The 20,145-nt window shown below is 43.1% G+C and carries 22 protein-coding genes; 15 read left to right on the top strand and 7 right to left on the bottom strand.

Features of this window, described 5'->3' with window-relative positions:
• Positions 1-119: 119 nt before the first annotated feature.
• Positions 120-866 (top strand): MerR family transcriptional regulator, encoded by a 747-nt coding sequence (locus tag BkAM31D_RS21115; protein ID WP_066160131.1) that lies wholly within the window; start codon positions 120-122, stop codon positions 864-866.
• Positions 863-1,510: a hypothetical protein gene (locus tag BkAM31D_RS21110; RefSeq protein ID WP_066160129.1), complete on the top strand. Its 648-nt coding sequence runs from the start codon at positions 863-865 to the stop codon at positions 1,508-1,510. Before BkAM31D_RS21115 ends, BkAM31D_RS21110 begins: the two co-directional genes overlap by 4 nt.
• A gap of 43 nt (positions 1,511-1,553) precedes the next feature.
• Here the strand turns inward: BkAM31D_RS21110 and BkAM31D_RS21105 are convergent, their stop codons facing one another.
• On the bottom strand, positions 1,554-2,165 hold the full coding sequence (locus BkAM31D_RS21105) for a LysE family translocator (protein WP_066160127.1): 612 nt from the start codon (positions 2,163-2,165) through the stop codon (positions 1,554-1,556).
• A gap of 148 nt (positions 2,166-2,313) precedes the next feature.
• On the opposite strand from BkAM31D_RS21105, the gene BkAM31D_RS21100 reads away from it, so the two are divergent.
• The gene (locus tag BkAM31D_RS21100) at positions 2,314-2,859 is read left to right on the top strand and encodes a cupin domain-containing protein (protein ID WP_066160125.1); all 546 of its coding nucleotides are present in this window, start codon (positions 2,314-2,316) and stop codon (positions 2,857-2,859) included.
• Between the two features lie 84 nt (positions 2,860-2,943).
• Here the strand turns inward: BkAM31D_RS21100 and BkAM31D_RS21095 are convergent, their stop codons facing one another.
• Positions 2,944-4,269: an alkaline phosphatase gene (locus BkAM31D_RS21095; protein ID WP_371807210.1), complete on the bottom strand. Its 1,326-nt coding sequence runs from the start codon at positions 4,267-4,269 to the stop codon at positions 2,944-2,946.
• A 214-nt stretch (positions 4,270-4,483) separates the two neighbouring features.
• On the opposite strand from BkAM31D_RS21095, the gene BkAM31D_RS21090 reads away from it, so the two are divergent.
• Both BkAM31D_RS21090 and BkAM31D_RS21085 read left to right on the top strand, forming a co-directional pair.
• The gene (locus BkAM31D_RS21090) at positions 4,484-5,746 is read left to right on the top strand and encodes an MFS transporter (RefSeq protein WP_066160120.1); all 1,263 of its coding nucleotides are present in this window, start codon (positions 4,484-4,486) and stop codon (positions 5,744-5,746) included.
• A 91-nt stretch (positions 5,747-5,837) separates the two neighbouring features.
• Complete coding sequence (locus tag BkAM31D_RS21085) at positions 5,838-6,032, top strand: hypothetical protein (protein ID WP_157076920.1); 195 nt, start codon at positions 5,838-5,840, stop codon at positions 6,030-6,032.
• 735 nt (positions 6,033-6,767) lie between these two features.
• Here BkAM31D_RS21085 and BkAM31D_RS21080 read toward each other — a convergent pair.
• Both BkAM31D_RS21080 and BkAM31D_RS21075 read right to left on the bottom strand, forming a co-directional pair.
• Positions 6,768-7,034: a hypothetical protein gene (locus tag BkAM31D_RS21080; protein ID WP_066157601.1), complete on the bottom strand. Its 267-nt coding sequence runs from the start codon at positions 7,032-7,034 to the stop codon at positions 6,768-6,770.
• Between the two features lie 19 nt (positions 7,035-7,053).
• A complete protein-coding gene (locus BkAM31D_RS21075; RefSeq protein ID WP_066157598.1) occupies positions 7,054-7,239 on the bottom strand; it encodes a hypothetical protein in 186 nt (61 codons plus the stop codon).
• Between the two features lie 93 nt (positions 7,240-7,332).
• On the opposite strand from BkAM31D_RS21075, the gene BkAM31D_RS21070 reads away from it, so the two are divergent.
• Positions 7,333-7,521 (top strand): DUF4177 domain-containing protein, encoded by a 189-nt coding sequence (locus BkAM31D_RS21070; RefSeq protein WP_066157596.1) that lies wholly within the window; start codon positions 7,333-7,335, stop codon positions 7,519-7,521.
• A 59-nt stretch (positions 7,522-7,580) separates the two neighbouring features.
• Positions 7,581-8,021, top strand: coding sequence for a hypothetical protein (locus tag BkAM31D_RS21065; RefSeq protein WP_066157594.1), 441 nt, complete (start codon positions 7,581-7,583; stop codon positions 8,019-8,021).
• A 48-nt stretch (positions 8,022-8,069) separates the two neighbouring features.
• Here the strand turns inward: BkAM31D_RS21065 and BkAM31D_RS21060 are convergent, their stop codons facing one another.
• Both BkAM31D_RS21060 and BkAM31D_RS21055 read right to left on the bottom strand, forming a co-directional pair.
• Positions 8,070-8,948 (bottom strand): radical SAM/SPASM domain-containing protein, encoded by an 879-nt coding sequence (locus BkAM31D_RS21060; protein ID WP_066157631.1) that lies wholly within the window; start codon positions 8,946-8,948, stop codon positions 8,070-8,072.
• Between the two features lie 188 nt (positions 8,949-9,136).
• Positions 9,137-10,138, bottom strand: a complete 1,002-nt coding sequence (locus tag BkAM31D_RS21055; RefSeq protein ID WP_066157592.1) for a DUF3231 family protein — start codon at positions 10,136-10,138, stop codon at positions 9,137-9,139.
• A gap of 212 nt (positions 10,139-10,350) precedes the next feature.
• Here BkAM31D_RS21055 and BkAM31D_RS21050 point away from each other — a divergent pair, with 212 nt between their 5' ends.
• Positions 10,351-11,031, top strand: coding sequence for a peptidylprolyl isomerase (locus BkAM31D_RS21050; protein WP_066157589.1), 681 nt, complete (start codon positions 10,351-10,353; stop codon positions 11,029-11,031).
• Between the two features lie 82 nt (positions 11,032-11,113).
• Here the strand turns inward: BkAM31D_RS21050 and BkAM31D_RS21045 are convergent, their stop codons facing one another.
• Entirely contained in the window at positions 11,114-11,839 is a 726-nt protein-coding gene (locus tag BkAM31D_RS21045; RefSeq protein ID WP_066157586.1) for a CPBP family intramembrane glutamic endopeptidase, read from the bottom strand.
• Between the two features lie 319 nt (positions 11,840-12,158).
• Here BkAM31D_RS21045 and BkAM31D_RS21040 point away from each other — a divergent pair, with 319 nt between their 5' ends.
• From BkAM31D_RS21040 to tkt, 7 genes are all read left to right on the top strand, one after another.
• Positions 12,159-13,247 (top strand): MDR/zinc-dependent alcohol dehydrogenase-like family protein, encoded by a 1,089-nt coding sequence (locus tag BkAM31D_RS21040; protein WP_066157628.1) that lies wholly within the window; start codon positions 12,159-12,161, stop codon positions 13,245-13,247.
• Positions 13,248-13,315: 68 nt separating this feature from the next.
• Positions 13,316-14,593: an MFS transporter gene (locus BkAM31D_RS21035; RefSeq protein WP_066157583.1), complete on the top strand. Its 1,278-nt coding sequence runs from the start codon at positions 13,316-13,318 to the stop codon at positions 14,591-14,593.
• Positions 14,594-14,791: 198 nt separating this feature from the next.
• The gene (gene rpiB / locus BkAM31D_RS21030; protein WP_066157580.1) at positions 14,792-15,256 is read left to right on the top strand and encodes a ribose 5-phosphate isomerase B; all 465 of its coding nucleotides are present in this window, start codon (positions 14,792-14,794) and stop codon (positions 15,254-15,256) included.
• 1 nt (position 15,257) lies between these two features.
• Positions 15,258-16,262, top strand: coding sequence for a dihydroxyacetone kinase subunit DhaK (locus BkAM31D_RS21025; RefSeq protein ID WP_066157577.1), 1,005 nt, complete (start codon positions 15,258-15,260; stop codon positions 16,260-16,262).
• Positions 16,263-16,280: 18 nt separating this feature from the next.
• The gene (gene dhaL, locus BkAM31D_RS21020; protein WP_066157624.1) at positions 16,281-16,928 is read left to right on the top strand and encodes a dihydroxyacetone kinase subunit DhaL; all 648 of its coding nucleotides are present in this window, start codon (positions 16,281-16,283) and stop codon (positions 16,926-16,928) included.
• Between the two features lie 159 nt (positions 16,929-17,087).
• Complete coding sequence (glpX, locus tag BkAM31D_RS21015) at positions 17,088-18,080, top strand: class II fructose-bisphosphatase (RefSeq protein ID WP_066157575.1); 993 nt, start codon at positions 17,088-17,090, stop codon at positions 18,078-18,080.
• Positions 18,077-20,089 carry a transketolase gene (tkt, locus tag BkAM31D_RS21010; RefSeq protein ID WP_066157572.1) on the top strand — a complete coding sequence of 671 codons (2,013 nt, stop codon included), beginning with the start codon at positions 18,077-18,079 and terminating at the stop codon, positions 20,087-20,089. The genes glpX and tkt overlap by 4 nt, the downstream gene beginning before the upstream one ends.
• Positions 20,090-20,145 lie beyond the last annotated feature (56 nt).

The raw sequence follows: 20,145 nt of genomic DNA, 5'->3' as shown, positions 1-20,145 counted from the left end.
GTCTTTCATCAACTTCAAAAAAAGGTATCACACCCTTACTTCGCGAATTTCCTCTTGAAGCTGACGTTACGTCATTTTGTATAATCAATATAAAGGGTTCGATCACAAGGAGGGATGAAATGATTTCGATAAAAGAGGTAGCGAAGCAAACAGGTGTTACGGTAAGAACGTTGCGGCACTATGACCAGATTGGGTTGTTGAAGCCTTTAGGGAAAACAGATGGTGGGCATCGTTTGTATGGGGAGGAAGAAATTAAGAAGCTGCAAGGGATTCAGTTTTTAAAGACATTGCGGTTTAGCTTAGCGGATATTAAAGAGTTATTGGATGAGGGCGAACGTGATTGGTACAAAGAACTGCAAAATCAATTAAACTACTGCATACAAGAAAAGCAGAAACTAGAAAAAATGGAATCGATGCTTCGAGGCTTGATGAACGAATTTACGATTGAGGGAAAAAATGACCTTGCCCACATCCATCAACTCATACGAATGTATGAAGACCACTCAAATCAAAGGGAACGTTTTTTACAGGAACGCTTTAGTGAAAAGGAACAAGAACTGCTAGATCTTCTACCGAATATGAATAACGGTGACGCGGACACGCTCGAGTGGGTTTCATTATTAGCTCAGACCAAAAAGCATCGGAACAAGGGAGTTGCTGCGGTTCAAGTCCAGTCGATCATTCGTCGGATGCTAGAGAAAGAAAATGAGACGTACGGGGAGGACTCAGACTTTGCCGAGAAAGTGTGGGAAGTGAGAAAATCGCAGGAGGATTCGGAAAAGGCAGGCTTCTATCCGATTGAAGAGGACCTTATTCAATTTATTGAGGAAGCGACCGAATACTTTTTAAAAGGGGGAAGGCAATGAATGTTCTGATTGAATATCAATGGGAGATTTTTATCATCGCCGAAGTTCTGTCCATTGCTTGCTTGTTGCTCTTTGGTTTCTTTCGTTACTTTTTAGAAAAACGCCAGCTAAGCATGTTCTTCATCGTTGGATTCCTCGCCCTCCTTGTTTTAGAAGCGCTATTGGGTCTTCTTGTGTATAGACAGACCGGGGAATTTTCAACATTTTTACTCGTTATCATCATCTTTGTGATTTACGCATGTACATTTGGGATCTTCGACTTCATTCGCCTTGATCGGTGGATGCGGCAAAAAATAGGGAAGCTCCGTAAAGTCGAGCTCCTAACGGAAAAAGATTACAACATGATCGAACGGAACAAAAACCCTAAATACATCGCGAAAAAATACCGAATGAGCGCAACGATCCACTTACTTGTCTTTGCAATCGGGCAATTCATTCTTTGGTCGATCGGGACAAATAGTGTGGAAGAAATGATGCAGTACGTAACAGATCTTTCCTGGATTGAAACAGGCGAAGCCGCCACATCGCCTTATGCAAATGAAACGATGTATTACATCGGGATGTTATGGGGACTTATTTTTGTCCTAGATTTCGTCTATTCAATGTCTTATACAATTTTTCCGAGCCAGAAAAAGAACCAATGAAAAAAGGATGGAACCATCCCTTTTTTCATTGGCTTTTTGTTATCTATTGCTGTTTCTCAAGTGCCAGCTTCAAGCCGAACCCAATCAAAACGACACCTGTTGCTTGGTCCATCATCCTTTGCACCTTCACAGATAAGAGCCATTCGCGTAACGAATTGATAAAAAATACGTACACAAAAAACCAAGAAATCGAGAGCAGCGTGTAGATGATTCCCATCGTGATCAGCTGAGTGGTCACATGGCTCCCGTTACTGACAAATTGCGGGAGGAACGTAATGAAGAACATCGCTACTTTTGGATTGAGAACGTTAGATAAAAGGCCTTGTTTAAAAGCAGACTTTCTATTCACAACATCAATCTCGTTGTCACCTACGTTCTTCCTCGCCCAAAAGGAAGAGATCCCGAGATAGATCAAATAAATAGCGCCAATATATTTTACAATTTCAAAGGCAAGAGCTGATTGCATCAGGATAGCCGACAGGCCGAAAGCTGCCGCCAATGTGTGAACCAACGAGCCTGTTGTAATTCCTAAAGCCATCTTGTAACCATTTTTTCGCCCATCTGCAATCGTCCTTTTCGTAATAAGAGCCGTATCGACCCCCGGACTCATGACAACAAAAAGCGATAACAATAAAAACGTAAAGAAATCACTCATGTTCGCCCCTCCTAGACATTTGCACTCTCGACTTAGTAAAATATGATTTAACATATGTTAAATGTATATTAACACACGGAGATATAATGTTCAGTGATTTTTAATAAAATTTAATTTAATTTAACGAAAGAACAGGAGATAGGTAGAAGTGGAGAATATTGATATTGGAAAAAAGGTAGAAACGTTTAGAAAAGACAAGGGATATAGCAGCAGGGAGTTGGCGAGGTTAGCTGACATTACGCCATCAATGTTAAGCCAGATTGAACGAGGGCTTGCCAATCCATCGATCCAAACACTAAAAGTATTAGCGAAAGCACTTGATGTGCCAACGTTCAGTTTCTTGCTCGAGGATAACGATACGGCCGACTTAGTCGTGAGAGCAAACGAGCGCAAGAAGATGACGGTAGAACATCTATCATATGAACTCATTTCGCCAGACTTTACCGGAACAATGGCAACGGCGATTATGAAAGTTCCCCCTCAAACCACTTCATCAGAGAAACTGTTATCCCACAAAGGGGAAGAGGTAGCCTATGTGCTAGCAGGAACAATCAAAATCTATTTAAATGGTGAAGAGTATACATTAGTCGAAGGAGATAGTGTAAAGATTCCTGCCCATATGAAGCATAAGTGGGAGAACGCGTTTGACACCGAGGCTTCGATCTTGTTTTCGGTGACACCGCCGGCTTTTTAAGGTGGAGAATAATCAAGTAAAGGATAGATAAGCAGCAACTGCTGCTCATCTATCCTTCTTTTACCGTCTGAAAACATAGGGACCTTACTGGGCAAAATCGATCTTCATTGCTTCGGCCATTCGCTGTGGCAAATCGGTGTTATCTAGAAGACCGTTAAATAAATCTGAGGAAGGGCCGTGCGCGTATAATGGAACATCAACTCCGGTATGGGCGGTTGATGACCAGCCGACGTAAGCACGCTCACTAATAATCGTATTGATCACAAAGGCTACCTGATTGGCAGGGGCTGTTTGGATGCGTTCTTCCTCTTCAGCTGTTAGCTCAATGTTTGCGTATGTACTTAGTACATCTTTTGCATTGCTGCGGTCTGCATGTAATTCACTTGCCATGTAGTTCCCAGTCGCTGTTACATCATGAAGGATATCCGCTTTTGCTAAATATTCATCATAGCCTCCGACAGACATACCGCCAGTATCATGGTCACCTGCTACGACTACTAATGTTTTGCGATCGTTCTTGGCAAATTCTAATGCTTCTTTGACTGCTTCTTCAAAAGCTTCCGTGTCTTTCATCGCCCAGGCCGCATCGTGAGCATGTCCAGCCCAGTCGATTTGACTGCCTTCTACCATTAAGAAGAAACCATCTTTTTCTTTTGATAACGTGTCGATGGCCGCCTTCGTCATCTCTGCCAAGCTAGGCTCTTCTGTCACATCGCGGTCTAATTCTGGAGCCATCGCACCCGTTGCAAATAATCCTAATACTTTGTCGGCTTGTCCATTAAGCGCTAAAAGCTCTTCTCTAGTTTCAACAAATTGATAGCCGTTTTCGATCGCCTCATCAATTAAATGACGCTCTTCTTGGTTACCACCTTCAGATTTTGGTAAGAAGTTTGCTTTCCCACCGCCAAGAAGGACATCAATTTCATTTGCCAATTGTAAGGCAATATCTGCTTCGCTACCTCGAGATTCAACATGAGATCCAAATACAGCAGGTGTTGCATGCGTGATGGTAGACGTCGCAACCAAACCTGTAGACTTTCCAGCATCACCGGCCGCTTGAAGAATCGTTTCTAGCGGTTCACCATCAGGAGTGACACTAACCATTCCGTTATTTGTTTTCACACCTGTTGCCATAGCGGTCCCTGCTGCAGCGGAATCCGTTACCCAGTTATCTGCTGAGTTGGTTTTCATCATTCCAACAAGCATAGAATCTAAAACGGGGTCTTCCCCTTTATAAATACGATAATTGGTCGCGTAACTAGCCGAATACCCATCGGGAATCATATAAATAACATTGTCCACTTTTGCATTGGAGTGCGACGGAGGTCCTGCGTCCACCTTTTGGATATGACTAAATCCGGACACGACAACAGCAGAACATAAAGCAGTTGCCAAAAATCTCTTAAACATCTTCATTACTAACTCCTCCTATAATTACTAGATTTGAGTACAGTTGCTAGTATAAAAGGTAATTATTAACTTATAATAAAGATCATGTAAAAATAAAATAAATATTTTTAATACTTACATTATTTTACGTGTCATATAATAATAGTTTAGAGGCAACGCTTACATAGAGTTTTTTTGAAAACGAAGCGGGTGCAACATTAAAGGAGTGTTTCACATGAAGAAAACCCACTATGGCTGGGTCATTGTCTGGATTACTTTTTTTGCAATATTAATAGCGGCAGGCATTCGCTCGGTTTCTAGTGTGATTCTTCTGCCGCTGGAATTAGAATTTGAGTGGACTCGTTCGTCGATTTCCTTGGCCTTTGCGATTAATCTAACACTCTATGGCTTTCTAGGACCGTTTATTGCGGCAGCGATGGAGAAGATCGGGATCACGAAAATGATGATCTATGGCATGGTTCTACTAGTACTAGGAATGGTAATCAGCTTAATCATGTCTCATATATGGCAACTGTACCTTATTTGGGGGATTATGATTGGCTTTGGGTGTGGTGTCTTTCTGACGGTACTTGCTGCAAATGTGGCTAATAACTGGTTTGAAGAACGAAGAGGATTTGTAATCGGTTTGCTCATGGCCAGTACGGCGGCGGGACAAGTGCTCTTTTTGCCTTTGCTGTCGTATTTATCAGATGTGTATTCTTGGAGAATCGGCATCTCGATGTTTCTCATCCTAGGTTTACTGATCATTCCATTGGTAGCGATTTGGATGAAAGATTCGCCAAAGGACAAGGGGTTATTGCCTTATGGCGCGACGGACATCCCACATGAAAAAGATCAGAGCAAGAACCCAATTAAAGAAGCGTTCAATGTACTTGGACTCGGCGTACGATCTGTCCCATTCTGGATCTTAGCTCTTAGCTTTTTCATATGTGGTTTCTCAACCGTCGGATTAATTAGCACGCACTTCATTCCAGCATCCTCCCATCATGGGATACCGGAAGTGCATGCAGCGAGCTTATTAGCCTTTATGGGCATTTTCAATATTATCGGCACAATGGCTTCGGGCTGGCTATCCGATCGCTTCGATAACCGCTGGCTCCTATTTTGGTATTACGGATTACGAGGGTTGTCCCTCCTCGTATTGCCATATGCACTTGGGATGAATTCATACGTTCTGTTAATCGCATTTGCGGTTTTCTACGGTCTTGATTGGATTGCGACGGTCCCGCCTACAATCCGGCTCGCTTCCTATTACTTTGGGAAGGAACAGGGAGTCATTATATACGGCTGGGTTTTCGCCGCCCACCAAGTTGGAGCAGGAGTGGCAGCCTTTCTCGGAGGTTATTTCTTTGAAATCTTCGATGGATATACGATTACGTTTTTAACAGCAGGCCTCCTATGCATCATGGCAACACTCTTTGTCATCATGTTAAAAAAGAAAGCAACGGTAGAAGAAGCAGCTAGGTCAATCTCATAACGAGTTGACCTGCTACCTGCTCGAAACAAAGTCGAATGAGACAAAACTTCCTCGTCATACGCTAAGTAAAAACCAAAGGTGCGTGACAGAGGTGAAACAACGAGAAACGTTTGTCTTCTACACAATCAAGAGTGCAGCGATTTCCTCCTTTGTAATGATTGATCTAGTTGCAGGATCGGGAATCTACTATGCACTCTATTTTCTATCATCGAGCATGATTGTCGCAATGGCCGGCAGTGCGGTAGGGATATATGGAGTGAAGAAGTTGGTGGTGGGTAGGAGATGAGAGCGTGCGCTGAAAAGAGAGCGTGTGCCGAAAAGGTAGCGTGAGTCGCCGAAAAAGAGGAAGAGTAGCCGAAAAGCAGGTGGAAGTCGCCGAAAAAAGAGCGTGCGCCGAAAAGGCAGGCGGAGTCGCCGAAAAGCGAGCGTGAGTCGCCGAAAAAGAGGAAGAGTAGCCGAAAAGCAGGTGGAAGTCGCTGAAAAAAGAGGGTGCGCCGAAAAAGAAGGCGAAGTAGCCGAAAAGCGAGCGTGAGTCACCGAAAAAGAGGAAGAGTAGCCGAAAAGCAGGTGGAAGTCGCTGAAAAAAGAGCGGACGCCGAAAAGGCAGGCGAAGTAGCCGAAAAGCGAGCGTGAGTCACCGAAAAAGAGGAAGAGTCGCCGAAAAGCAGGTGGAAGTCGCTGAAAAAAGAGCGGACGCCGAAAAGGCAGGCGAAGTAGCCGAAAAGCGAGCGTGAGTCGCCGAAAAAGAGGAAGAGTCGCCGAAAAGCAGGTGGAAGTCGCTGAAAAAAGAGCGGACGCCGAAAAGGCAGGCGAAGTAGCCGAAAAGCGAGCGTGAGTCGCCGAAAAAGAGGAAGAGTAGCCGAAAAGCAGGTGGAAGTCGCTGAAAAAAGAGGGTGCGCCGAAAAGACAGGCGAAGTAGCCGAAAAGCAGGAAAAAGTCACCGAAAAAACAGCGAACTCGCCGATATCCGGTAGGGCTCGTTCTTTTCCTATACATATAACTCAAAAAACAGAAAACAACATTAGCCTACTATCTTGTATTTCTCCACCCTCCGCCTCAACTGCTCACTCCTTTTCTCACTCTCCAAACATTTCTCCACATTCGCTGTACCAATCAAGTAACGAAGGTCGGGGTCTTTCCTGAACTCTTCTTCGTTCTCTGAGTAAAGTTCTCGAAACCACGCCACCCTTTGCAACAGCTCAATATTCTTTTCAATCTTTTCATCCTCTGGCGTTCCCCGCAGAAAGATCACCATCGACATGCCGATGTTCGCAAGTATTTCAAGCATCTAGTTTCCCTCTGGTCAGTCACTTATTTTTTCGTCTCCACTTCAAATAAACGAACGCTTCTCCAATCAACAATCCAATCACAATCGCAAGTAGGGCTTTCGGATAATCTGGTTTATCAAATAACAACGTCACGATAATAAAGCCGATCAATAAGCTTATTGAAACGGTTTTATACTGCTTCATTCTTTGTTTAAAGTAAGACACATTGACACCTCGATTATATTTTACAAAATTTTGAAACGATTCACCCACCCCAATCGTATATCAAGTATAACGAACAAAGTAGGGGGTAATCCGATGTACGAATACAAATTTGTCAAAATTGATTTAACAACTTGGGCAAGCAAGCCGAAAGAGGACTATCATGAAGTTATTGCCGAGCATGCGAGAGAGGGGTGGAGGTTTATCCAAATCTTTGCGCCGGCGACGTCTGGGTATGGCTCTGCCTCGTATTTTGAAATTATTTTTGAAAGACCTCGTACTTAAAGTGTAACACTTCCATAAAAAATGAAGATATCCTTCAACGAATTGAAAAGGAGAAAACAATGAAAAAAGGATTGGCACTACTTATGATGTTGTTCCTCCTCTCCGCCTGTTCGGAGGAAGAGTCTGGTGATTATCACTATCTTTTTACTGGAGATGGTGAGAAGTGGGAGGCTCAATATGAGGTCGAAGGTACGGCTGAATTTAGACCTCAAAACGGACGGACTTATTATCATCATGAATATGAAGATCAGTTAACAGTGACATATAAAGGCCCGCTTGAAGAGATCGAGTCGATCGAAACGTTTGAGTATTCGTATGAGACGGCAAGTGGCGGCGGGGGCGTTACGAAGAGACTTGAAAATCCACTGGAGACGACGACCTTTACGATGGAGGGGAGCGGCACTGGTGCTGGTGGTGTAAGAAAAAATGAGAAGGTCAAAGTGTATATCAAATGGGATAACGAGGAAGAGACGATTGAGTTGGTTCAATCGAATCGATAAACGATATAACCAAGAACCCCCTCGACTCCGAATCGAGGGGTTCTCTGTCTATTTACCAAATCTCTTGCGATAGCCGCATTTTCTACATAGTTCTTCAACTGCCTCTCTACGGGAGAAGCCGTCTACAAGATTTTTTGCGCGATCCATTTCGATAATATCGGAAAATGAATGTTCATTGATGTTTCCGAGGTTGATAACACCCTCGCCGTCTAGACAACAAGGAATAACCGTGCCGTTTGCTAAAATGCCTGCTTGATTTCGCAAGCCATAGCAGAAGCCCTTGCCGTCATCTTCTTCTTCGTGTAACGCTGGCCATTGAAACTCGTAATCTTGATTGATATAGATGCGGTCCGCAATTTTTATGCCGCTTCCTGGTTCGACCTTCTCTTCAATTTTGAAGTCTAACTCAAATTCTTTCTCAATAATCTCTAGTAATTCTCTGTTTCGTTGTTTTTCCATATTTGTCTTATTATCTTGTGTAAGGTTCCATAACCTTAGGGAAACAAGCATTTCTGATTGGCTTGTTGCTTCTTTGATAAAAGACAGGATGCTTTTGACATACCCCTCTTTATCTTTGGAACCAATATGGCCATCGAAACTATGGAGGGAGAAATTCATTTGTCTTAGGGCAGGCTTATTTAATAATCTTTCTCTCTTTTTATTAATTAATGTTCCGTTCGTTGTGATCGTGACTTTAAACCCTTTTTCATGACTTAGGTCTAGCAATTGGTCAATTTTAGGGTGGAGCAGTGGTTCGCCTTTTACATGTAAATAAATGTAGTCTGTATGTGGTTTGATTTGGTCTAATCTCTTAGAAAAATCCTCTACAGAAATGAATTGCTTCTGTCGTTCTGTCGGTGGACAAAAGCTACAAGCAAGATTACATACACTTGTAATCTCTAAGTAAAACTTCTTAAATTTTTTCACCATTCATTCCTCGCTTCTTTACCTACTTAGAACAGCTTAAACTACTATTATAGCACGATTCCAGTAAAGTTATTCATAAATGAAAACATGCCTATTCATGGAAATCATCGTTGCCGTTTTATGTAGTCTTAAGAGGCGCCTTATCCTTAGTAAAGCAAGGTGAGGTTTCTTAGATTGTTATTGCAATATTATCTTATTAGTTGATCTCGATTAGCTGCTTGAGGTGGTTGTTCCATCCAACCTTTTTCAATCATAAGATTCGCTCCATCTTCTGTATAGAGTGCGATTTCTCCCATTAAACGTGTGTAATGGGTCCCAAGGTCTCTTCTTGAACTAGCTGAAATAGATATACCATAGTTACCTATACCTACTGAGTTTAATGAAGTGATATGGAATAACATTAACTTCTCAGAAAATGGGGGAGTGGTTGAATCAGTTACATATGCCGCCCAGGAATCAAAAGAAGAAAGATCTTCTTCTTTTAAGATCGAATTAAATATAGTAACATGCTTAGCGGAAATTTCCTTTCCCCTAACAAATAGGTTGCGAATGTCTTTTGATTCGGTCACTTGGCTGAATCCTGTTATTAATAGATTGCCTATTGTATTCGTCATAGCATTTTTAAACAAATGAGTGATTTCGAGCGCATTTAAAGGTCTTCGTTCGCCGAACCATCCCGTTAAAAAACTCTGTCTTTTGACAAAGTCCACCTTTGAGGGGGTCGGAATGTGTGGTGCGCGAATAAAGTATCCTTTTTTCAAAGCTAATTCTCGTGACTTCATGTCTGTATCAGCAGAATCGTTTAAAACATCTCGGTAAAAATCGTTCACATCTGTTCTGGCGCATAATGTCATTGATAATGAGTGGGCTTGTAATTCCATACTACTCATAAACCAAATATAATAGAGATAAAAGGGATCGGAAAAAAGGCGTGGAGCTTTTGAGTGCACATCCTTATCAGTAAACCCTTGAGGAATAGGAAAATTCTCCTTCCCAAGCAATTGTTCAATCTTTGGAATGCGTTTGTTACAGATGGTTAATGCATTCGTTAGAAGTAATTCAATATCTGGATCCTCTACGTTCTCTAAAAAGTGAATAATCATACACCTTGTTGTTGTTTCTGAGAAATACGTACTCCATAAAGCGCCAATTTCAATTGACATCATACCTATATGTTGATTGTTTTCCATTGAATTTTTCACTCCATTATTATCTCGAATAACTTCTATGTATGTAATTAATATTTACTAAGAAAAACGAATTATGTATGTGTTGAATACGCTATTCATTTAACGAATCTTAACCTATCAACAACCTTCCCCCATTACCCACACCCTCCGATTACAATTTCCGTCCAAACAATGGTAAAATCAAACAAAACACAAAGATAGGAGGACTAGAAATGAGGAATATGTTCATAACGTTGTTGATAACGCTTGTATTCGCCCTTTCAGCCTGTGGAACAGCGCAGGAAGAGGAGCAAGTAAGACCGGATCCTGTGGATGAAGGGCAAGAGGAAGGGGGACAAGCTGAGGAAAACGAGCCGATTGTCCTCGATGTCGAGGAAAATCCGGTCGTGACGATCACGTTGGAGAACGATGAGGAGATCGTGCTTGAGCTTTATCCACATATTGCCCCCAATACGGTATTAAATTTTATTTCGCTTGTGGAGCAAGGGTTCTATGATGGGCTTATATTTCATCGAGTTATCCCAGGTTTCATGATTCAAGGCGGCGACCCGAGTGGGGATGGGACAGGTGGCCCAGATTATTCGATTGCTGGGGAATTTACTGATAATGGCTTTGAAAATCCACTGAACCATGAGCGCGGCGTCCTTTCAATGGCAAGATCGCAGCACCCGGATTCGGCCGGTTCGCAATTTTTCATCATGGTAGAAGATACACCAAGCCTTGATGGCCAGTATGCTTCTTTTGGAAAAGTGATTGAAGGGATCGAGCATGTCGATCAGATCGTCAATGTCGAGCGCGACTTCCGTGACAAGCCAGAAGAAGACCAACGAATCAAGACGATGACCGTTGATACAAAAGACTATGAGTATCCAGAGCCGCAAGTTATCCAGTAGAAAGACAATTGAAAAGTAGTGCTTTATAGGATAACCATCAATAAGGAACACATTGGTCCGAAGGCCAGTGTGTTCTTTGCTTTCAAGTTGTATCACCAAGTTTAGCGACATAATCAATCAACACATGCAACACAATCAAAGGCAAAATCGACCCTAGCGCAATGAACAAAATTGAGAAGAAGACTCCAAACACCATCGTCCGGAAAACTCCTATCAGCCAGCCTTGATACGTATGCGCAAGCCCAAACAAAAGCGAGGCAAGGAGAATCACAAGCCAAATGCTCAACTGAGGAAACAAGAAAGGCAAAGCAAAAAGCAGAAACCCGCGATAAATGACTTCCTCTGTCACTCCCGCTGTCAACGAAACATAATTCCACAGCTTTTTCTCTTCCTTCGTTTGAGGGAGGATTTCTTGAAACTCCGTCTTTTCATATTCCTTTTCTTTCGCTCGCATGAAAGACGCTCGAATCTTCGAACTGACCTGGTAGCCAATAAAGTAATAAAGGATGCCAACATAATACAGACAAGCGAGCCCCACCACCGAATACGTCACAACAGCACCCAATGGTTCAGTGTTAATCGAAGGAAGGGTGAGTCCAATCTCAGCAAAAGTGAGATCTGTAAACACGACGATTAAAAAAATATAGAGAGTGGGAATCCACAAGCCGATGATGGAATTGAGGTAGTAGTTTCGTCGCGCTTGATCATGGGTTTTCACGTTCTTTTTGAACTTTTGATAATCAAAATAGCCAATAACCGGTTCGTAGATTACTAGAAATATAAGCAAGAGGATGATCGCAAACTCCATAGCAGCATCTCCATTCTGTTTTCCTTATTTTAACATTATATGCTGAGTTTCTATATCGAAAACACAGCCTGTATTTATTTTCGTTTTTTATCGAACGGAAATATAAAACGAAAATAAAAGAAAAAAATGATTGACGTACAAAAGTGCTTATAATATACTCGAAGAAACAAAAGGTGCTTTTGAAAGGAAATGAAAACAAATTAAAGAAATGTAAGTGTTTTCAATAATGGAGGTTTTCTTTCATTTTGTTTTGATTATGAAAGCGCTTTTAATAAAAGTTACAAAAATTAGCAAAACAAATAAAAGGGGAGAGTTGTTCATGTGTAAAAGTGCAAATATTCCAACAGAAATGAAAGCAGTTGTAGCGTATTCACCGGGGGATTACCGTTTAGAGACGGTGCCGGTACCGACGATTGAAGCGGGTGAAATGCTTGTGAAAGTAGAAGCTTGCGGAATTTGTGCAGGGGATTTAAAAGCGTATGACGGCGCTCCTAGTTTCTGGGGAGATGAAGAACAACCGGCTTACATAAAGGCTCCGATGATTCCGGGGCATGAGTTTATCGGTCATGTTGTTGCGTTAGGGGAAGGTGTGGAAGGATTTGAAGTTGGGGATCGAGTGATTTCTGAGCAAATCGTTCCTTGTTGGAAGTGTCGTTTTTGTAAGAGAGGCCAGTATTGGATGTGCGAAAAGCATGACCTTTACGGTTTCCAAAACAATGTAAATGGTGCAATGGCTGAATATATGAAGTTTACAAAAGAAGCAATCAACTATAAAGTGCCTGATGAACTTCCAATTGAAAAGGCGATTTTAATTGAGCCGTATGCGTGCTCGATGCATGCTGTACAGCGCGCGAAGATTGAGCTTGGCGATGTAGTCGTGCTTGCTGGTGCGGGAACTTTAGGGTTAGGGATGATTGGGGCAATCAAGAAGTCGGGAGCAGAGAAGTTAATCGTGCTTGATTTATTCGATGATCGTCTAGAGCTTGCGAAGCAGTTTGGGGCAGACCTTGTCATCAACCCAGCGAAGGAAGATGCGGATAAGATCGTTAAAGATTTAACGGAAGGTTATGGATGTGACGTTTATATAGAAGCAACTGGTGCTCAGAAGTCAGTCGAGCAAGGACTGAAAATGATTCGTAAGCTTGGTACGTTTGTAGAGTTCAGTGTCTTTAAAGAGCCGGTAACGGTTGACTGGAGTATTATTAGTGACCGTAAAGAGCTTGATGTCTTAGGTTCTCACTTAGGTCCTTACTGCTATGAGCCTGTCATTAAAGGAATTGGCAATGGCGACTTGCCGACAGAAGGCGTTGTGACGCATCAATTAGCATTAGAAGACTTTAAAGAAGGTTTTGACCTTGTGAAAAATGGAAGAGACTCTTTGAAAGTTATTTTGAAACCAAATCTATAATCACTTTGAGAAGTAGATTTTGCCCTTGAAATCTACTTCTCCATTAAAATAACAAAGGTGGTAATTGTATGAACCAAGGATTGTTAGGGAGAATGGGTATGGATCCAAAGATGGCCTTAGGGTATCTTGGGGTCATGATCTTTATGATCGGGGAAGGGCTTGAGCTTGGTTGGTTATCTTCTTATTTAATTGATAGTGGATTAACCGTCCAACAGTCAGCTCTATTGTTTAGTGTGTATGGTTTTGCGGTTGCAATTGCTGCCTGGTTATCTGGAGTACTTGCTGAGATCTTAGGGGCTAGAAAAGCGATGATCTGGGGAGTGGCGATGTTCACTGCGGGAACACTCGTCTTCTTAACAGCAGGGATTCCGACGATGAATCTTGGAGTTATGATTCCGACGTATGCGTTGCGTGGTTTGGGTTATCCGTTATTTGCGTATTCGTTCTTAGTGTGGTTGACGTATCACGCACCGCAAGAAAGACTAGGAACAGCTGTAGGTTGGTTCTGGGTTTCGTTTGCAGGCGGTCTGAACGTACTAGGAGCTTATTACTCTAGTTTCGCTCTACCTTACTTAGGAGAAATTCGTACATTATGGAGTGCGCTAATCTTCACATTGCTAGGAACAACGATTGCGATTCTATTAAACAAAGAAGACAAGAACAACAAGAACAAGAAGCGATTTGAAACGAAAGCAGATGCAGTTAAATACATCGCAAAAGGGATTACAATTGCGTTTGAGAAACCAAAAATTGGTCTCGGTGGAATTGTGCGAACGATTAATACAGCCGGGGCGTATGGATTAGTTGTCTTTTTACCAAGTTATATGATGGAAATTGGTTTCACAAGAACAGAGTGGTTGCAAATCTATGGAGCGCTTTGGACGAGTAATGTTATCTTTAATCTGATCTTTGGTATTGTTGGTGATAAATTAGGTTGGAGAAACACGGTTATGTGGTTTGGCGGAATTGGTTGTGCCGCAACGTTTGCTGGATTATACTATGTTCCTCACTTTATGGGAGCGAACTACTGGGCAACGACAGCGATTGCGATTACATTTGGAGCTTGCTTAGCTGCGTATGTTCCACTATCTGCCTTGATTCCATCACTAGCACCTGAAAACAGAGGAGCGGCGATGTCGATCTTGAACCTTGGAGCTGGATTAAGTACGTTTATCGGGCCGGTTATTGTAGGCGCTTTCATCGGTACGGTAGGAACTGTTGGAATCATCTGGATCTTTACAGGCTTACATGTCGTCAGTGCGATTCTGATGAAGTTTGTCACATTGCCTAAGAACGAAGGGCAAGATCAGCCGGTTGAGCTTAGCGATATTAAAGCTGCTCAGTGATTCATGGATCTACGAAAGAGAAATAACGTCCCATTTTCTTAAATGCTGGACGTTATTTTTCTTTTTACCTTTAAAATAAAAATAAACGAAAGAAAACGAAAAAAGTAATTGACTTTTAATTGTTAAAATGAAAAAATAAACATATAAACGAAAAACAGATAAGTGAAACGAAAACAAACAGAGAGAGGGCGAAGTGAAATGAAAATTGGAATTGGATCAGATCATAATGCTTACGAAATGAAAGAAAATTTAAAAGATTATATGGTAGAATTGGGATATGAAGTGGTTGATTATGGTTGCCAAGATGCTTGCAGCGAAGTAGATTATCCTCAAGTTGCGTTTGATGTCGCAAATGACATTAACGAAAACAAACTTGATCGAGGAGTTCTTGTATGTGGAACGGGGATTGGTGTTGCGATTGCAGCAGGGAAAGTACCAGGAATTAGAGCAGCACTTTGCCATGACACGTATTCTGCAGAACGCGCGCAAAAAAGCAACAACGCCCAAATCTTAACAATGGGAGCGAAGGTGATCGGGATCGAGCCAGCTAAGAACATTGTGAAAGTCTATTTAGAATCTGAATTTCCTGGAGGGAACTCAGCTAGAAAAGTACAGCAAATCATGGATAAGGAAAAGGAATTCTTGAAGGGAGTTAGCATTTAATATGAAGAAACTAATCAATAACCCTACTAACGTTGTAGATGAAATGATAGAAGGATATATTAAAGCGCATCCAAATCATGTGAAGCAGCTTGCTGAAAATAAACGCTCGATTGTGACAGCGAAAGAAACGAAAGATGGAAAAGTTGGGGTCCTCATCGGAGGCGGTTCTGGTCATGAGCCTGCATTTATGGGCTATGTTGGCGAAGGAATGGCTGACGCCGTTGCAGTTGGAAACATCTTTGCTTCTCCACCACCAGATCCGATCTTAGAAGCGACAAGAGTGATCGATAAAGGCGCGGGCGTTCTCTATATTTATGGAAACTACGCAGGAGATGTCATGAATTTCGGGATGGCGGCAGAGCTTGCTGATCTAGAGCATGGCATTCAAGTTGGTACGGTTCTCGTTACAGATGATGTCGCATCAGCACCGAAAGAAGAGAAGGAAAAGCGTAGAGGGATTGCTGGAGAGTTCTTCGTGACGAAGGTAGCGGGTGCTGCATCGGAAAAGGGCTATTCTCTTGAAGAGCTTGTAAGCGTTGCAAACAAAGCAAATGATTACACGCGTTCGATGGGCGTAGGTCTTACCCCTTGTTCACTGCCGCAAACAGGACAGCCGAGCTTTGAACTTGGAGAAAATGAAATGGAAATTGGCCTAGGTCATCACGGTGAGCCAGGTGTTGAAAAAGGCGAACTGAAAACAGCTGATGAAGTAGCTGAGCGTTTAGTAGCCGACATTCTAGTCGATATGCCGATTGCTGAAGGAGAAGACGTTGCTGTATTAGTAAACGGCTTAGGTTCGACTACTCGAATGGAACTATACATTATGTTTAGAAAAGTAGAAAAGATGCTAAGTGAGAAGGGCATTACGATTCACCGTTCGTACGTTGGCGATTATAGCACATCGCTTGAAATGGGTGGATGCTCTGTATCAATTATGAAGCTAGATGATGAGTTAAAAGAATTAGTAGACCAAACGGCAGACTGCCCAATGTATGTACAAAAATAAGAGAGGGTGCGAATGACGATGAAATTCACGGCAAAAGATCTATTAACCTATTTAAAAAATGTTGTTGAGGTCATGGAAGAAAACAAAGACTACTTATGTGAGCTAGATCGCAAGCTAGGCGATGGAGATCATGGCGTGACGATGTCAATCGGCTGGCAAGCAATTAATGAAAAGCTACAAGACGAATTAAAAGACGAAGAAGATTGCGGCCGCATTTGCATTACGACAGGTCGTACCTTCCTAAGTGCAGTTGGCTCTTCGGTTGGGCCATTGTATGCAACAGGCTTCTTAAGAGGAGCGAAAGTTGTTCAAAACAAAACAGAAGTGACAGGCGAAGACGTAAAAGAATTCTGGATTGCCTTTATCGAAGGAATTAAAGAACGCGGGCAAGCAGAAGTCGGCGACAAAACGATGGTCGATACACTGCAACCAGCACTTGAAAGTTTGAAAGAGCTTCAATCGACAGAAGACTTTGTTGAGGGCTTTGCCAAAGTCGTAGCTGCAGCAAAGACAGGAATGGAATCAACGAAAGATCTTCTATCAAAAAGAGGGCGTTCAAGCCGACTAGGAGAGCGTTCAATTGGAAATCAAGACCCTGGTGCAACATCTGCATACCTTATTCTTGAAACGTTTCATCAGACCATTACAGCGAACCAAACAGTTTAATAGCTGAACGAATAAGACATCGATTTCATCAATTGGTGAAATCGATGTCACTTAACACAATCTGTTCACAATACGCGAACAGGGCTGGTTACTTATCACTATAATTGTATAAATATACATAAGTATTATAATTTTATACAATTATTAAGGAGGAAGACCATGAGCGCGAAAACAACGATTACATCGACTGCAGATTTGAAGAAGCTCGCTATGGATTTTGTCTCGGTTTCTCAAGGGGCAGCCGTCGCCAGTTACCCGTGGGTCGGAAAAGGAAACAAAATCGAAGCAGATGGTGCGGGGACAGAAGCGATGCGCCAGGCGATGAATGAGATCGATATGCTTGGAGTTGTCGTCATCGGAGAAGGAGAAATGGATGAAGCTCCTATGCTCTACATCGGCGAAGAGCTAGGAACAGGGAACGGTCCTCATATCGACATCGCGGTCGACCCCGTTGAAGGAACGACATTAATGTCAACCGGACAGGAAAACTCTCTTACCGTAATCGCTTGCGCCCCAAGAGGAAGCCTGCTTCATGCACCTGATATGTATATGAAGAAAATGGCAGTTGGGCCAAAGGCAAAAGGCTGCATTGATATTGACGCATCGCTAACAGACAACATGATGGCTGTTGCAAAAGCAATGAACAAAGACGTAACAGAGCTTACTGTAATGATTCAAAATCGTGAACGACACGAAGGATTAATTAATGAAGTGCTCGCTCTCGGTGCAAGCATCAGGCTTTTCCCGGATGTTGATATTTCAGGAGCGGTTGCGACAGCGATTGATGAAATCCAAGTTGATATGTTAGTTGGAACGGGCGGAGCCCCAGAAGGTGTGATCACTGCCGTTGCCTTGAAATGCTTAGGCGGAGACTTCCAAGCAAAACTCGTTCCGCAAGATGAAGCGGAAATCAAACGTTGTCTCGAAATGGGCATTACAGAACCAGAGAAAAAACTAACGATGGATGAGCTCGTCCGCTCAGACGAATGCTTCTTTGTGGCAACAGGCATTACCGAGGGACTTTTAGTAAAAGGCATCGAGAAAAGGGAAAACGGCCTTTTGCAGTCCGAATCGTTTGTTGCGATTGGCGGCGATGTGAAAACCTATCAATATATTAAATCTCATCATCTAGCATCGGGGGAAATGAAATGAGTGAACAATTGACAACTGTAAACGTGGATCAGCTATCGATCAATACGATCCGCACATTGGCGATCGACGCAATTGAAAAAGCGGGTTCCGGACATCCAGGGATGCCAATGGGAGCGGCGCCGATGGCTTATACTTTATGGAATGATTTTATGAACTACAATCCAGCGAATCCAAACTGGTTCAACCGTGATCGCTTCGTATTATCGGCTGGACATGGCTCGATGCTGTTATACAGCTTGCTTCATTTAACAGGGTACGACGTCTCTATCGATGACTTAAAATCGTTCCGTCAATGGGGAAGTAAGACACCGGGACATCCTGAATTTGGCCACACACCTGGTGTTGACGCAACAACAGGACCACTCGGACAAGGAATTGCGATGGCCGTTGGAATGGCAATGGCAGAAAGACAATTGGCAGCAACGTATAACCGCGAATCCTATCCGGTTGTCGACCATTACACGTACAGCATTTGCGGTGACGGTGACTTAATGGAAGGAGTTTCAGCCGAAGCGGCTTCACTTGCAGGGCACTTGAAGCTAGGTCGCTTAATTGTCCTCTATGATTCCAATGACATTTCACTAGACGGCGATCTTCACCTATCGTTTAGCGAAAGCGTAGAAGACCGCTTTAAGGCGTATAACTGGCAAGTCATTCGTGTCGAAGATGGCAATGATACAAAAGTGATTGCAAAAGCGCTGCAACAAGCAAAAGAAAACACGGAACAACCGACGTTAATTGAAGTGAAAACGGTGATCGGCTACGGTTCGCCGAACAAAGGCGGCAAGTCGGACTCTCACGGTGCGCCACTTGGAAAAGAAGAGATCAAGCTCGTCAAAGATCATTACAACTGGACGAATGAAGAAGAGTTTCATGTGCCAACAGAAGTGAAAGACCATTTTGCAGCACTGAAACAACAAAGCGCTCAGAAGGAACAAGCTTGGAATCAACTACTTGATGAGTATGAACAAGCACATCCAGAGCTTGCCTCCCAATTCAAAACGGCAATCGCTGGCGACCTTCCAGACGACTGGGATCAGAATCTCCCAATCTATCGTAAAGGCGAAGACAGTCTCGCAAGCCGTGCATCAGGAGGAGAGGCGCTAAATGCATTAGCGAAAAACATCCCGCAGCTAATCGGCGGTTCAGCTGACCTTGCGTCTTCTAACAAAACATTGTTAAAAGGCGAAGCTGACTATCACGCAACCGACTACAGCGGTCGAAACATCTGGTTCGGTGTACGTGAATTCGCGATGGGAGCAGCGGTGAACGGAATGGCCTTACATGGTGGTGTCAAAGCGTTTGGAGCAACGTTCTTCGTCTTCTCTGATTACTTGCGCCCGGCGATCCGCCTGTCCGCGTTAATGAAATTACCGGTTATGTTTGTCTTTACCCATGACAGCATTGCTGTTGGAGAAGACGGACCAACACATGAGCCGGTCGAGCAACTTGCCGCGTTACGTGCGATGCCTGGCATCTCAACGATTCGCCCGGCAGATGGCAATGAAACCGTTGCAGCATGGAAGCTTGCAGTCGAAAGCAAGGATGAGCCAACAGCACTCGTGTTAACTCGTCAAAACTTACCGACACTAGTTGAATCGAAGCAAGCGTACGAAGGCGTTAAAAAAGGGGCATACACAATCTCTCCAGCAAACGGCGAAGCAGCAGGGCTACTGCTTGCATCAGGTTCAGAAGTCGCTCTTGCAGTTGAAGCACAAGCGGTGCTTGAAAAAGAAGGAATTCATGTAGGGGTTGTCAGCATGCCAAGCTGGGATCGCTTTGAAAAGCAGTCACGCGAGTACAAGGAGAGCGTCCTTCCACAAGCGGTGAAACCTCGTTTAGGAATCGAGATGGGTTCTTCCATTGGCTGGCATAAATACACTGGCGATCACGGTGACGTACTAGCCATTGATGAGTTCGGCCAGTCTGCCCCAGGAGAAAAACTAATCGAAGCGTACGGATTTACTGTAGAAAACGTCGTTAATTCGTTTAAGAACCTACTGTCTTAACAACGAAAGGGAGCAGCTCGTTCGCCCGACGCTGCTCCTCTTAAAAAAAGAGATGT

This window comes from Halalkalibacter krulwichiae, assembly GCF_002109385.1.
In the GTDB taxonomy this organism is placed as follows: domain Bacteria; phylum Bacillota; class Bacilli; order Bacillales; family Bacillaceae_D; genus Halalkalibacter; species Halalkalibacter krulwichiae.
The sequence above is the reverse complement of the archived record's forward strand: the minus strand, read 5'-3'. Positions and strand labels throughout refer to the sequence as shown.